We start from the raw sequence: 14866 nt of genomic DNA, 5'->3' as shown, positions 1-14866 counted from the left end.
CTTCGCTGAAGTTCCACAACCAGGCTATTCAACATGAAACGCCTGAACAAATCCGTAATCTTTGGGCAGCGTAATCTGACCGGCGTACTGGAACACCGTCGCAGCAATCCCCTTCATGCGTGCCAGAGCGACAAATGTTTCACTGGCAAAAACATGTCCCGCTGGAGTCACCGGCTCCAGGCGTGCAGCACGCACCACATAGTGCCCGCAATAGTCCTTGTGATGTGAGATCGGATCCTGATACGAAAAACACGGCCCGGCATCCAGGGCAATTCGATAGGACAAATCCGCTGGCAACTGATAGCACGTCCAGTCAACATCAGCGGTTTCATCCCGCAGGGTACGTGCCAGTTCCAAGGCGGTTTCGAGACGGTCAAACATGAGAAACAAACTGTCACCCTGGGTTCTGCGGGTAAGAATTCCATCGTCAAAACGAGCCAGTATTCGGCTGATATGCGCCAGAAAATACTGGGAAAACAGTGCCGTCTGAGCTTCACTTAAACGACTGTATCCCTTGACATCGGCAAACAACATGTAGAGATGACTGTGATGCTGGATGGTCTCTTCAGGTCCGGGTGATGGTAACGGCCTGTCCACCGATACACGGCATTGATCAAGGCGACGGCAATCTGCAGTGACAGGATCAATCTGCCACAGAGGCTGGGTTTGTCTCCACAAGGCGACGGCACTGGCCGTACCACCAAGATCACCGGACTCATCGCCGTTCCAGACCGTCAGCGCATGCAACTCCGTCCTGATGGTGCAACTGTGAACCTGGGCTGCTCCGAGCAGATAGTGGTTGGTAAAATCATACAAGCCATTGGCCGCATGGACATCATAACGTCCAAGAATCCGTACTTCGTCAGCACGGGCAAGCACCGCTTCGAAACGGCGACACCAGTCTGCGCCAGCCTCTTCGACACTGGTGCGGATAAAGTGCTCTACTTCAAAGGGTAAAACAACAATCACATTGCCGCCACGACGCAGCATCTCTTCAAGAAACAGGAGGTCGGCGCCACTGGCCGCAGAAGCATAGCCGATCCCAACCTGGAGTTCGTCGAGCAAATCAGCAATCCGCTGGCGCACTACCAGTTCCGACTCAAGCGGAAATCTCGCCTTGCGCTGTTGGGGAAGATCCAGACGGTGACCGCAGAAAACAGCAACTGATGACGGAGCCAGCAACTCCTCAAGCCAAGGCACGTCCAACGTGGAATGACGGACAATCTGCCGGGCCTGATCATACATGGAAGCCTGACTGCGCAGATCTGCCCCCATGCAATCAACGGCCTGTTGATACCACTGCTGCGCCGCGTCTCCATCCCCCAGCAATAGCTCCGCTTCGCCCAGAGTCGACAACAACCAGAACGAAACACGTTGCGAAGAGTCAGCGATGTGCAGATGCTGCAGGCACAGGGTTCGAACCTGCTCAGCCAACCTGTGCGAAGCGGATTGATCACCACACCACAGCGCCAGCGTTGCCGCGTTTATCCCGGTGTAATAGGCTTGAGCAACCGCCCCCCTCTTCAGGGCCAGCTCAAAGCCGTGCGCATAACAGTCAAAAGCCTGCGTCCAGTGTCGGTTCCGCACCTCAGGCGTGGATTGAAGAGCAGCGGCATCCTTCCACGTCCTGCCGAGCAGACCACAGATTTCACCATCTTCTCCCACCTGTGAAGCGAGAGCCTGCAATTCGCGCCGTGCCTGGGGATAGGCTCCGCTCTGAATCAGGGCCAGAGCGCGTTGCTGGCGTAAGCGGATATGCAGCTGACGCTGCGAAGGATCATCACTCAACGAGGCCAGATCATTGACAACCTCCAGGCCGGTTGAAAACACATCACAGGCACTCAACGCTTCGCCCAATTTGAGGAACTGGCTTCCCAAGGTGAGGTAAAGCTGCGGACGACAACGCCACGTCTGTTCATCGTGATGTTGCCATAAGCGCAGTAAGGTCAGTGAACCGGCATCGGGACGATCCATTTGACTGAGAAGCAGCTCAGCGACCTCGCTATCCCCCTCATCGGCCACGGGTGGTTGCAGGCTGTAGCCCATCTTCAACAGGGTTTTGACCACCTCGCCACTGACACGTCGGTCATACTCCTTTTCCTGTTCCGGAAGCTGATCATACGCCACCAGGCAGGGGTGGGTTTTGGCGAGATCATCCCGTTCGACGCCATAGCGCCAGCCATCGTTCAAGCGCTGTTGCGCCCAGACGTCATGGGTATTACGCGCCAGTTTTTCAACCAGGCGCTGCTCCATGTCATCCAGAGCAACAGCCGTCGTATCGATAGGAACAGGACAATACGTCATAAGGTTGCGATCAAAGGCCTTTAAAAAAGGGAACTATTTCAACATTCGAATACATTATTGTTTACCATTAATCGCCCTCGAAAGACAAACCTCTACTCATGAGCTGATTGATTTTTTCTTCAATAAAATGAATATTTTCCCGTTTTCCCACCTCACGAAACAGTTGTGCTGCCGAAGAATAATAATGATGCGTCGTCAAAAATTGGTATTGATGGTTCAACCATTGCTGCCAGCTATAAACATAGCCATGAGCCTCCAACTCCTGACGGAGCAAAATGGTCTGGGACCAATAATCCGGACGCCCGAGCACATCAAGATCTGCATCGCACAATAATTTTTCCAACAGGCTTTGCGGTTGACAGCCTAGAGAGGTCGCACGGATTAAACGACTGACCTGATCAGCCTGTTTCACGTTAAAACCAAAATATGGCAGCCAGCGCACAGCATAGCGGGCAGCAAATTCTTCATTGTGTTCATAGCGACAGAGGTAGCCGAGATCATGCAACACGGCGGCCGTATCCAACAACAGTTGTTCTTCACCGCTCAGTTGTGATGCGCGGCCCAATCGGCGCACGGCACTCAGCACATCCACCAGACTGTGATGAGCACTGTGATGACACAGTGTTGTCGGCAATTCATGGGTCAAACGATGCTCAACATGTTGGTAAAGAAGCTCAAAACAAGCATATTTCATATTCCCTCCGCGACTCCAGAACCATTGGTTCAAGTCGGTGATCCGTTGAAAAGTTCTCTTTCACCGCACAGGTCGAAGGGAAGATCATTTTTTCAAGAATTTTTTCGGTCAGGATTTTTTCACAGGAAAAAGCACATTTTTTTTGAAAAACGACAAGGCAATTCGACAACAACGACAAATCAAATAACACGATTTCCAACGTATCGAAATCTATCCTACAAAGGAGAACACCATGCAAAAAATTCAAACCGGAGTGTCATCGATCGCGTTATGTTTCCTGCTCGGCCTCGGCATGATCAGCTCAGTTTATGCCCAAGCTCCTGCCCAGGCAGTGCAAACCACTGTTAGCGAATGGGTGCAGGGGAAAGAGGCGGCAACTAAAGCACTCAACAACCCGCAATTAACGGTTGTGGAATTTTTCTCCACCTGGTGCTCAGGTTGCACAGCGTTTGCCCCCCATCTAAGTCGTATCAACAACCAGTTCAGCGATCAAGGAGTCACAGTTATCGCTCTATCTGATGAGGACAAGGACACATTGACTGCGTTCACCTCCCAGTTTGAAGGTGGCCTCAGCTACGCCATCGGGATTGATCAAAACAACACGCTCTACAAAACATTCATGGAGCCATTAGGCGAGAACACCATTCCCTACAGTTTTATCCTCAACAATCAGGGGGAGATCATCTGGCACGGCCACCCGGCCGATGGTCTTGAAGTGACCTTACAGGCGGTGATAGACAACAATTATGATGCCAAGGCTTTTCAACAGGAGATGAGCAACGAGCAGGATCTCAAGAAAAGTGCCGGTCTGTTTGAAGCCTATGCCGCTGTCGCTAAATTTGCCGATGAACAGGAATTGGCCCGACAGTTAGCTGTCAAAGTCATTGACTGCTCCAAAAGCAAGCCGGAAAGCCTGGCTCTGTTAACCATGATTTTTCTCCATGATTTTAACGATTATCCCATGGCGGCTCTGGCAATGGAAACAGCCGTATCCCGGCCCCTGACCGAGAACGAAACACTCGAAGCCATTTACATCAATCTGATGGAGGAGTTGGAAATCCCTTCCGCTACGAACAAACAGTTTCTCACGATTTTGGCTGAATATCGCAAGCAAGGAGATCAAAGGTTGCTGACTAATGCCTTGAAAACATTTGCGCAACATCTGTAACCCGTTAAAAAAGACGACGGATGAAAGCTTTATTAAAATAAATGAACATGATATAGAAAAACAGCGCAGCACAGTGACTCTGATACGGAATGCGCATCACCAAAGACATGGCCAACAGATCATCGCCTCGGTTCAAACAGACCTTTAGAAAAATCAGCGAGACCTCTCGTTCCTTGACAATGCAGAGGCTGTGCTGAAAGGGATATATCATGCTCACGCTCCCCTCATTCAATCCCCTGATTATCGTTTTGGCCACGCTCCTTGTGACCAGTTGCACGCTGATCCACCCGGTTGACGACAGAGGATTTTATCTCGACAATGGCATCCATTCACACACCAAAACACCCTATGACTCCGCCGGATATGACCAAGAGGGTTTTGACAACCTGGGCTGGAATCAATCCGGCTGGAACCGGGACCATCTCCACCGCATGACTGGTACTTATTTTGATTCTGCAGGCTACGACCATGCAGGTTTTGATCAGACGGGATACAACCGCGACGGCTATGACCGATTGGGATTCGACAAGACGGGTTGGAACAAACAAGGCTGGGACCGTCATAAGAACAGCCGCGACACCGGGACTCACTTTAACACTTACGGTTACGACATCTTCGGCTTTGACCGTCAGGGGTACGATATCCATGGCTATGACCGCTGTGGTTACAACAGGCGGGGCTATAATAAGCGCGGCGACAACCCCGAGATCCAATCGCCATCAGACGCGTACACGAATCCGCTTGCGACCCAACTCAACCGAATCAATGCCAATGACCAACAATACGATAAGAATGGCTACGATCAGGACGGTTACGACCAATACGGCTATGACCACTGGGGATATGATCGAAATGGCTACGATGAAAGCGATTCCACCAAAGACGTTTACAATAATCGCGGGTACAGCCGTTATGGCGAGGAAATAAAGGGCTACGACAGCGAAGGATACGACCAATTTTGCTATGATGAAGAAGGCTACAGCAGAGATGGTTACGACGATGAAGGCTACGACCGCAACGGCTATGATCGCGATGGCTATGACCGACGTGGTTACGACAGTGCCGGTAAGACGAGATCTATAAAATAACATCATGCGACGAGATGAGGGGGGCATGGCGCGCCACCACAACCGGCCTGCCCCCCATCTGTACTCTCCACCGTTAAAACACACCGGCCTACAGCTAAAGGGGGGTATAACATTTGTTATAGTATGCCTTTGGACAAATCAGCCACAACCTGCTTAAAACACAAACTTAATTCAAAAAAACAACGCATTTTCTATTCGTTCTTGCATAGCCTTTTCTGGCCACCCCTGAGACCTGCACCATTATTTTTTTCGATAAAACAATCAGTTCCCGGCCATCACTTTTCATGGCACGTGCATTGCTTTAATAAGTAATGCACGTAATTAATAACCAATACACCCGCAAAGCTAATTATGCAAAACTAACTGATTGGCAAAACAATTTTCCTAACAAAATAGAGAACAGATATGGAAAAGCACTTGATCAGAGCTATAATTTATAGAACAGACTCCGGTGCGAATTCCAGAGAGGCCGAATGCATTTAGATAAAATCGAAATTTTCCCTTGGGACAAAAATTTTGACACCGGAATTCTCGAAATTGATCGGCAACACCAACGCCTTGTTGAACTCCTCAATCTGCTGGTAAGTCATCTGGCGTTTCAATCGCAAGCTCCGACGTTGAATACGATTTTTGATGAATTGAAATCGTACGCGCTCATCCATTTCAAAACCGAAGAGGAGATCTGGCATAAGGCGCTTGATGACGATCCCTGGGTAATAGACCATCAGGAAACTCATGCCCAGTTTGTTGTTGAAGTGAAGCGCCTGAAAGGGGAGAAAAGTGACAGGTGCTTTGATGATGTCGTCGCCGATATTGTCGCTTTTCTGACCAACTGGCTGGCACTGCACATTATCGATACAGACAAACGATTGGCCAAGGCCGTTTTAGAGATGCGCGCCGGTCGCTCCCGACAAGAGGCCAAGCGCATTGCCGATGAACAGATGACCGGTACAACAAAGATCGTCATTGAAACAGTGCTGTCGATGTATGAACGTCTGGCCAGCCACACCGTACAACTGATTAAAGAGATCAGTCGACGCAAACAGGCTGAAAAAAAGCTCCTGGACACCCATCAGGCATTATGCCTTGCCAAAGAAGGGGCCGAAGTGGCAAATCAGACTAAGAGTGTTTTTATCGCCAATATCAGCCATGAAATACGCACACCGTTAAATGCAGTAATTGGGATGGTCCACCTTCTCAAGCGAGACGGCCTGACAGAGAAGCAGGCCTTCCGGGTCGACAAAATTGAGGATGCCTCTCAGCACCTGTTGTCGGTCATCAATGACACATTGGATCTATCAAAAGTCGAAGCGGGAAAACTTGTTCTCGAATCGGTCCCACTCAATCTTCCCAGTCTGGTTCAAGAAACCATCAGCATGCTTGACGGCCAGATCGAGGCAAAAGGTCTCGACCTGAAAGTTGAATGCGAGAATCTCAGAGGCCGCCTGCATGGCGATCCGACTCGGCTCAAGCAAATGCTGCTCAACTACTTGACCAATGCCATCAAATTCACAGAGCAAGGTGCCATCACCTTTCGCGCCAGCGTGACTGAAGAAAGTCCCTCGGTCTCCCTGTTGCGTATTGAAGTAACGGATACCGGAATCGGCATAGCAACAGAACAATTGCCTCTGTTATTTTCAAACTTTGCCCAGGCTGAGACATCCACAACCCGTAAATATGGCGGTACTGGACTTGGTCTGGCTCTGACCCGTCGCCTCGCTGAATTGATGGAGGGAGAAGCAGGAGTCCAAAGCACTGTGGGACTGGGAAGCACGTTCTGGTTTACCGCCCGGCTGAAAAATGAAAACGGCACGTCCAAAAACACTCAGGAACCAGCGGAAACGGCAGAAGCAGTGCTGAAGAAGTTCTATCGCGGCAAACAAATACTGCTGGTAGAAGACAACAAAATTAATCAGGAAATTGCCTTGGATATACTGGAAGATGTCGGTCTTTCCATCACAATTGCCGACAATGGTGCCCAAGCCGTCACGGATATCGGTAAAAGTGAATTTGCTCTGGTCCTTATGGATATCCAGATGCCGGTAATGGATGGGCTTGAAGCGACAAAACAGATCAGAAAGCTGCCTCAATACAGTTCACTACCGATTCTGGCCATGACAGCCAACGCCAGCGTCGAAGACAAAAAAGATTGTCTGGCAGCAGGGATGCAGGATGTAATCAGCAAACCCGTTGATCCGGAGCAACTGTTTAAAACACTGGTCCGATGGCTGGCACCATTGCCTAAATAGAGGAGAACAATGACGTGCAAACAGGTCAAAAAAAAATCGACCAAATGCTCAAAACCATTCTGGTGGTGGATGATATCCGCGAAAATTTAGAGGTTATTGGCGGAGTTTTGCAGAGTGACTACCGTGTCAGGGTGGCCAACTCAGGGCAACGTGCGATCAAAGCCGCAGCAAGTGAGCCACGTCCCGACCTGATTCTTCTCGATGTCATGATGCCTGAAATGGATGGCTACGCCGTTCTGCGTGAACTCAAAGCGAACCCGGCAACCAAAGAAATCCCGGTTATTTTTGTCACGGCCATGGATTCCGATCAAGACGAGGAATTCGGTCTGGCTCTGGGGGCGGTGGATTATGTGACCAAACCGATCCGACCGGCGATTCTGTTGGCGCGGGCCCAAACCCAGTTGGAATTAAAGGAATCACGTGATCGACTACAGAATCAAAATACCTGGCTTGAAGAAGAGGTCAGGCGACGCATGGCGGAAAACGAACTGATCAAGGACGTCACCTTGTATGCCCTGGCCTCTCTGGCGGAAGTACGTGATCAGGAAACGGGCTATCACCTTCAGCGCACCCAAACCTACCTGGTGCTGATAATGGAGCAGCTCAAAGATCATCCACGCTTCCAAGCGGAGCTAAGTGAATCGGATCGGCAACTGATCGCCAAAGCCGCACCATTGCACGACATCGGAAAAGTCGGCATTCCCGATGAAATACTGCTGAAACCCGCACGCCTGACTCCTGACGAATTTGAGATCATGAAAACTCACAGCAAAATTGGCGGTGACGCTCTGGCCAAAGCAGCACAACGTGTTTTGGATGCCCATCCCGACGATAAAAAAGATGCGGAAAGCCAAGGGTCTCTGATTTTTCTCGACATCGCATGCAAAATCGCCATGCACCACCATGAGCGTTGGGACGGTACCGGCTATCCGGACAATCTGGCTGGTGAAGACATTCCGATTCCGGCACGACTGATGACCCTGGTGGATGTTTTTGATGCCCTGAGTTGCAAACGCCCCTACAAAGAGCCTTTTCCCATGGAAGAGACCATCGCCATCATCCGCGAAGAGCGTGGAAAACAATTCGACCCGGATGTTGTTGACGCGTTCGTTGTTTTACAAGATCAATTTGTTGCGATTGCCAACGAGTTTGCCAATACAGAGGAATAACCCGCAGGGAGAGGTTTATGGCAACCATCTTGATTGCCGATGATGACAACATGACCCGCAACCTGCTGGAACTGAATCGGCAGGACAAAGAACATCAAGTTACGGGTGTCTCCAACGGTGAAAAAGCGCTGAAAAAACTGCAGACAGAAATATACTGTCACGGTTCAACTGGACCTTCAGGAGATCCCCTCATGCCAGTGCTTTCCCCTACAACTGGGACAAGTATTTCTCAATCTGCTGGTCAATGCGGTACAAGCCATGGAGGCTCAGGGGCGGATCACCATCTGCACCGGGTCGGATGCCCACACTATTTGTGTTGAGATCAGTGACACCGGCTGCGGCATGCCGCAAAGTGTCATCGATAAAATATTTGATCCGTTATTCACCACCAATCCCGTTGGTCTCGGCACAGGCCTGGGCCTTTCCATTTATGCCGACAACATGCGCCGCCACAGTGGAACCATTGCCGTAAACAGCGTCATTGGTGACGGGGATAACCTTTTCTATAAAACGTTCGGTATTGCCATGAAACAGATGACAAACAAGCTTCAGCACTTATTTTTTTTCCCGGTTCTCTTTACCGCCACGATCTCCCTGATCTTGACCGGAACGTTTTACTATACGCTGAGAACCGACCTGAAACAGCTTTCTGAAGAACAATCCATTCATTCGCAAATAGGACAGCATCTCATTCTTTTCCAGAACGACCTTATCGTACTGCAGCAGATGTCCGCCAAGGCCCCTCAATTGCCGAAAAAAGTCCAGCAGAGAGCATTACACAATTTGGACGCGCAACTTATAGCGCTTCGCGATCTGGCGATTCATGATGAACAGATCAACACCTTACTTCAGAATGTACAGAGCAATTATCTGGCGTATAAACAATCTATTGCCGCGGTTATCGAAACAGACACGCCCGCCTCTTCAATACGAAATATTGAGCTTGCCAACACGCACTATTTTGACCTTCACGCATCAGTTCTCACACTGGTTGCACGTGTTGATGAACACATCAACATTCACGATCTGGAACTAAAACAAGACTTTCAACGTTTTTTGAAAAAAGTGACCGTTGCCATCATTGTCAGTCTTTTTTTTCTGTGGCCGATCTGGCAACTGTTGACGCGCCGGTTATCCAATCAACTCGGCCAGATTGCCACAGCTCTGGGAGAGTTTACCGTTGACAACATCCCTGATAACCTGCCGCAAATTGAAACACTCAACTCAAATGACAAAAACCTGCTCAAACCTTTGGCAGGCGCAGTGCTCTCTTTTCACCGCAACCTTATTGCCAGAATCAATGCGGAACAGCGCCTCCAGAAAGAACAGTTTCGGCAACACTCCCAAAAAGAGTTTCTTGCCACAATCGCTGAGCAGTCTCCCAACGGGATTCTGCTCGCAGACTGCAGTACCCTGGAATTTATAACGTTCAATGATTCGGCTTGTCGCATGCTCGGATACAGTCGTGAAGAGTTCAGCAACATGACACTTTACGATATCATAGCCAACCGTTCTGCAAGTGAGCTTGAGCAACATATTGCCGAGCTGATCGCTACGAATGGCGGCGAATTTGAAACCGATCACCGCCGTAAAGATGGTTCTCTGTGTCATCTGAGGATTTCAGTCAGAATCCTTAAAATTGACGGTAAAACGTGCATCAGTGGCATCTGGATAGACCTCTCGGAATTGACCGAAGCAAAGATGAAACTGGCTGCTGAACATCACCAATTAAAAGAGCGCATCAAGGAACAAGCCTGCCTCTATGATATTTTTGCGTTAACAGAAGATAACACCCAACCGCTTGAGAACGTCTTACAGAACGTTGTCGAACGTCTGCCAGCCGGTTGGCAATACCCGCAAATAACCGAAGCGCGTATTAAGTTTGCTGACCAGATCTTTACAACAGCGGCGTTTGAGGAAACCCCGTGGCAACAAAGTGCCAACGCAGTAACATTGACGGATGTTCCGGTGGTGATCACCATTGTCTACCGGGAAGAACAGCCCCAGGAACAGGAGGGAGTCTTTCTTGCGGAAGAGCGGTCACTGCTTGATGCCATCCTCAAACGAATCTGCGATGTTGCCAATCGCCACTCCACCATCGCTTCGTTTGAGGAACAGCATCAACTGCTTGCCACCATGTTCTCGCAAACGACCAATGGCGTTCTGTTTACCGATATTGAAACCGGGGAATTTATAGAGTTCAACGATGCCGCAGCCACAGCCCTCGGCTACACCCGAGAAGAGTTTTCCCTGCTCAGCGTTATCGATATTCAAGCAGAGCAAAAAACAGCAGAATTTGAAGAGAAAAGCCAACGAGTCGCGGCGGGTGAAAAAATTAACTTTGAAACCCAACATCGCTGCAAAGACGGCTCAGTGCGTGATGTCTTCATGACATTGCGGCGTATTACATTCCGCGGTCGGCAGATGCTTGCCGCCTCCTGGCATGACATTACCGAACAGAAAAAACGCTTACGCGATCAGAAAAAGACAGTGGAACGTCTACGCATGCAGAGTCAGCTGCTGGGCGGAATCACCTTGTTGCCTGCTGCCATCGAGGGCGATCTCGACCAGTTCTCTTACAAAACAACAGAGATGCTGGCCACGGAGCTTGGTATTGAACGGCTTTCTGTCTGGCTCTACAATACAGATCAAACCGAACTGCACTGTATCTCACTCTACGAGCTCAGCCCACAACAACATAGTCGGGGCATGGTCCTGTCTGAAGAGAAATTCAAAGACGAATTGCAGGCGCTCAAGCAGGCCCGCTACGTCAATGCCGATACCCCATGTGCCGACCCACGCACCAAAGGTTATTGCGAAAGTTATCTCCAACCACTGAATATCACGGCAATGCTCGACTGCAGCATCATCTCGGCGGGACGTCACCGCGGCGTGATCTGCTTTGAACACGTCAACCGCGAACACCACTGGGAACATGATGAGATTATCTTCGGTTGTCAGGTCGCCGATCAATTAGGCATGGTACTGCTGACCCAGGAACGGCTGCAGGCGAATCGTGAAGCCGAAGCCAGTCGCCAGGAACTGTTGCAGAGTGAAGAACGCCTGCGCTGTATTACCGATTCCGCCAGCGACGCCATTTTGATGATGGACCCACAGGGCGCCATCAGTTACTGGAATCCGGCGGCAACGCAGATTTTCGGTTACGCGGCAGAAGAAGCGCTCGGCCGGAACTTACACGAACTATTAGCCCCCCCAAAACATATTAAATCACACCTCAGCGCCTTCCCTGAATTTTTGCGCAGCGGCACCGGAGCCGCTGTGAACAAAACCGTTGAGTTAAGCGCAATTTGTAAAGATGGACGAGAAATCCCCATTGCCCTGTCCCTCTCAGCGGTGCAGTTAAATGCATCTTGGCATGCTGTTGCCATCGTCAGAGATATTTCAGAGGCCAAGCAACATGAAGCAGAGCTTCTTGAGGCAAAACAACGGGCCGAGCAAAGCGAACAGGCAAAGACACAAGTCCTTGAGCAACTTGAGGATATGGTCGCAAACCGCACACGAGAGCTCAAACAGAGTAACTTGAAATTGCAGGCTATTTTTGATGCGGCTAGCAGCGGCATCGCTCAGATCAAAGATCGAACCATCATTCGCTGTAATCGACGCATGGAAGAGATCTTCGGGTATGGCCCCGGTGAAATGCTCAACCTGTCAACGCGTGTCTGGTATGCCAGCGATTCCCAATACCTTAAGGTAGGGGAACAGGTCAAAGAAGCTATGGCCAGACTGGGAGAATACAGTTCAGGGGATATCCTGTTGCGTCGCAAAGACGGCAGCCGTTTTTGGGCCCGCTCCAAAGCTAAAAAGCTCCAGCTTGAAGGAGCGGAAAACACATTTGTATCCATGTTTGACGATGTCACCGCAGAACGAGAAGCCGCAGAAGCTCTGCGTCTCGCTAAAGAAAGTGCCGAAGAAGCCAACCAAGCAAAAAGCTCTTTTCTGGCCAATATGAGCCATGAAATCCGCACACCCATGAACGCAATTATCGGCCTGGCCCATCTGCTTAAACGCGATGCGACCCCACAACAGGTAGGACAACTGGAAAAAGTCTCTGACGCCGCTCAACATCTTCTGAGAATCATCAACGACATTCTCGATTTCTCAAAAATAGAAGCGGGCAAAATGATCCTCGAGCCCATGGATTTTGAGCTGGAGAATGTCATCGACACGGTCCGTTCCCTTTTGTCGGAAAAAGCTGTGGACAAGGGGCTTGAATTTATCACCAACATCGCTGACCTTCCCCAGTATCTTCACGGTGATGGACTCCGTCTGGGACAGATTCTGCTCAACTTTGCTGCAAATGCAGTCAAATTTACCACCAACGGCAGCATCTCTCTTCATGCCGAACAGCTCGGCGAAGAGAGCGACACCATTTGGATTCGCTTCACGGTCAGTGATACAGGAGTCGGTATGACAGAGGCGCAACAACGCCATCTGTTTGAAGCCTTTGAACAAGGAGACAGATCAACAACGCGCCAGTTTGGCGGAACAGGTCTGGGACTGGCCATCTCAAGAAAACTAACGGACCTGATGGGCGGAGAGATCGGCGTGAAAAGCGAGCCCGGCAGCGGAAGTAAATTCTGGGTGGATCTGCCCTTTGGCAGAGTCGTTAACCGCAAAGACCAGCACAATTATCAACCGATACCACCAGGAACCAGAGTCCTCGTTGCCGACGATCACCCCGAAGCACTGGAGATACTGGTTTACATGCTGACCCAGTTACAGTGCAGTGTAACAGCCGTCTCTGGAGGCCTGGAAGCTGTTGGGGCCGTCAGTATGGCGGACCATACACACACCCCTTTTGAACTGGTTCTGATGGATTGGGAAATGCCTAAAACAAATGGGCTTGATGCGGCTCAGCTGATCCTCAGTGAAAAATTGACAGCTCCTCCCAAACTGATCCTAATCAGTGGCACCCATCTCAAAAATTCTGAGATTCTGAAAAAGTATGGCTTTATCGGTTTCATTGCCAAACCGATTACCCCTGTGTCACTCAAAACCTCATTAGAAGAGATCCTCAATCAACACCCAGGCGAAACAAACGGGAACCTGCGTCATCTGGAAAGGAAGCTGAACAACCACGCCGGACAACATCTGCTGCTGGCAGAGGACAATCCGCTAAATCAAGAGGTCGCTCTGGAAATGTTGGAAAGTCTAGGGCTAAATGTCGAGGTTGTAGAGGACGGCCTTGAGGCCGTCGAGCTAGCCCGTCAGCACGACTTTGATCTTATCTTGATGGATATTCAGATGCCTGTCATGGACGGTCTTGAGGCAACCCGCCGAATCAGAACACTCCCAGGCTGTAAAAACACGCCAATTCTTGCCATGACTGCCAACGCTTTTGAAGAGGACCAGAAAAACTGCTCGGAAGCCGGGATGAATGCCCATATTGCCAAGCCGGTTGACCCGGAGTTGCTCTATAAAATGTTGCTTGAATGGTTGCCGGAACCAGAGGCTGGCCTCAAAATTTCCAGCAAGTCAACTGAGGCAAATCTTTTACCGGAACCAGCATCCTTTACCCCCGAATCCATTCCGGGTTTTGATTATTCAGCCGGCTTGCGCAGTGTCTTGGGAAAACCGCAACGTCTGATCGATTTCCTGCAACGCTTCGGCCAGGAACATACCGATGATGCACACAAGATTCGCACCCTTCTCAAATCGGGTGACGTTGATGACGCGCAACGCATGGCCCACACGTTAAAAGGTGTTGCCGGTACTGTTGGTCTCATCCAGATTCAAAAACTGGCTCAAAAGGTCGAGATGAGTCTCAAAGAGAATGAACCTGAAAAGTCGGTTATCTCCCATATTGACTCGTTAGAGCAGCAACTTGTCCCGCTAGAACAAACGTTAAACAACCTTCCGATCAACTCATCACCGGCGCCAGAAGAATGGGCCAACCTGAAACCACAACTCGAAGCCCTGGAGAGATTTCTCCTAACCGATGACCTGGAAGCAGCCAGCCTGTTTGCGGAACTGCGTAACCAGATCAATAACACTTTTGGTAAAGAAGCCATTCACCTGGGAAGAATGATCGATTCTTTTGCGTTTCAAGAAGCCGCAGAGTTGTTGAATGTGCTGATGACGAGCAGTGCTCCACACATCAAGTCATTGCAAAAACATCACCGCGGCACTGAAAACAACGACTCGTAAATTGATGATACGGTATTAAATAGCGA

At 50.0% G+C, this 14866-nt stretch carries 8 protein-coding genes; 6 read left to right on the top strand and 2 right to left on the bottom strand.

Annotation, left to right across the window (positions count from 1 at the left end; genetic code table 11):
- Positions 1-24: 24 nt before the first annotated feature.
- Positions 25-2304, bottom strand: coding sequence for a RyR domain-containing protein (locus DACE_RS18335; protein WP_006002051.1), 2280 nt, complete (start codon positions 2302-2304; stop codon positions 25-27).
- 67 nt (positions 2305-2371) lie between these two features.
- A complete protein-coding gene (locus tag DACE_RS13305) occupies positions 2372-2998 on the bottom strand; it encodes an HD domain-containing protein (protein WP_006002050.1) in 627 nt (208 codons plus the stop codon).
- A gap of 232 nt (positions 2999-3230) precedes the next feature.
- Here DACE_RS13305 and DACE_RS13300 point away from each other — a divergent pair, with 232 nt between their 5' ends.
- From DACE_RS13300 to DACE_RS17520, 6 genes are all read left to right on the top strand, one after another.
- A complete protein-coding gene (locus DACE_RS13300; protein ID WP_006002049.1) occupies positions 3231-4166 on the top strand; it encodes a peroxiredoxin family protein in 936 nt (311 codons plus the stop codon).
- A 209-nt stretch (positions 4167-4375) separates the two neighbouring features.
- Entirely contained in the window at positions 4376-5254 is an 879-nt protein-coding gene (locus tag DACE_RS17525; RefSeq protein ID WP_006002048.1) for a hypothetical protein, read from the top strand.
- A gap of 473 nt (positions 5255-5727) precedes the next feature.
- A complete protein-coding gene (locus DACE_RS13285) occupies positions 5728-7503 on the top strand; it encodes an ATP-binding protein (protein ID WP_006002047.1) in 1776 nt (591 codons plus the stop codon).
- Between the two features lie 14 nt (positions 7504-7517).
- Positions 7518-8672 (top strand): response regulator, encoded by a 1155-nt coding sequence (locus DACE_RS13280; RefSeq protein WP_006002046.1) that lies wholly within the window; start codon positions 7518-7520, stop codon positions 8670-8672.
- Between the two features lie 17 nt (positions 8673-8689).
- Positions 8690-8992 carry a response regulator transcription factor gene (locus DACE_RS18200; RefSeq protein WP_155809134.1) on the top strand — a complete coding sequence of 101 codons (303 nt, stop codon included), beginning with the start codon at positions 8690-8692 and terminating at the stop codon, positions 8990-8992.
- Complete coding sequence (locus tag DACE_RS17520) at positions 8931-14840, top strand: PAS domain S-box protein (RefSeq protein ID WP_006002045.1); 5910 nt, start codon at positions 8931-8933, stop codon at positions 14838-14840. The genes DACE_RS18200 and DACE_RS17520 overlap by 62 nt, the downstream gene beginning before the upstream one ends.
- Positions 14841-14866: the final 26 nt, after the last annotated feature.

Origin of the sequence: Desulfuromonas acetoxidans DSM 684, assembly GCF_000167355.1 — a bacterium.
Lineage (GTDB): Bacteria > Desulfobacterota > Desulfuromonadia > Desulfuromonadales > Desulfuromonadaceae > Desulfuromonas > Desulfuromonas acetoxidans.
Note: the sequence above shows the minus strand (reverse complement) of the source record. Positions and strands in the feature narration are given on the sequence as shown.

Coding starts and splice junctions, on each gene's coding strand:
- DACE_RS18335 (WP_006002051.1), bottom strand. CDS start 2,304: ATGACGTATTGTCCTGTTCCTATCGATACGACGGCTGTTGCTCTGGAT.
- DACE_RS13305 (WP_006002050.1), bottom strand. CDS start 2,998: ATGAAATATGCTTGTTTTGAGCTTCTTTACCAACATGTTGAGCATCGT.
- DACE_RS13300 (WP_006002049.1), top strand. CDS start 3,231: ATGCAAAAAATTCAAACCGGAGTGTCATCGATCGCGTTATGTTTCCTG.
- DACE_RS17525 (WP_006002048.1), top strand. CDS start 4,376: ATGCTCACGCTCCCCTCATTCAATCCCCTGATTATCGTTTTGGCCACG.
- DACE_RS13285 (WP_006002047.1), top strand. CDS start 5,728: ATGCATTTAGATAAAATCGAAATTTTCCCTTGGGACAAAAATTTTGAC.
- DACE_RS18200 (WP_155809134.1), top strand. CDS start 8,690: ATGGCAACCATCTTGATTGCCGATGATGACAACATGACCCGCAACCTG.
- DACE_RS17520 (WP_006002045.1), top strand. CDS start 8,931: ATGGAGGCTCAGGGGCGGATCACCATCTGCACCGGGTCGGATGCCCAC.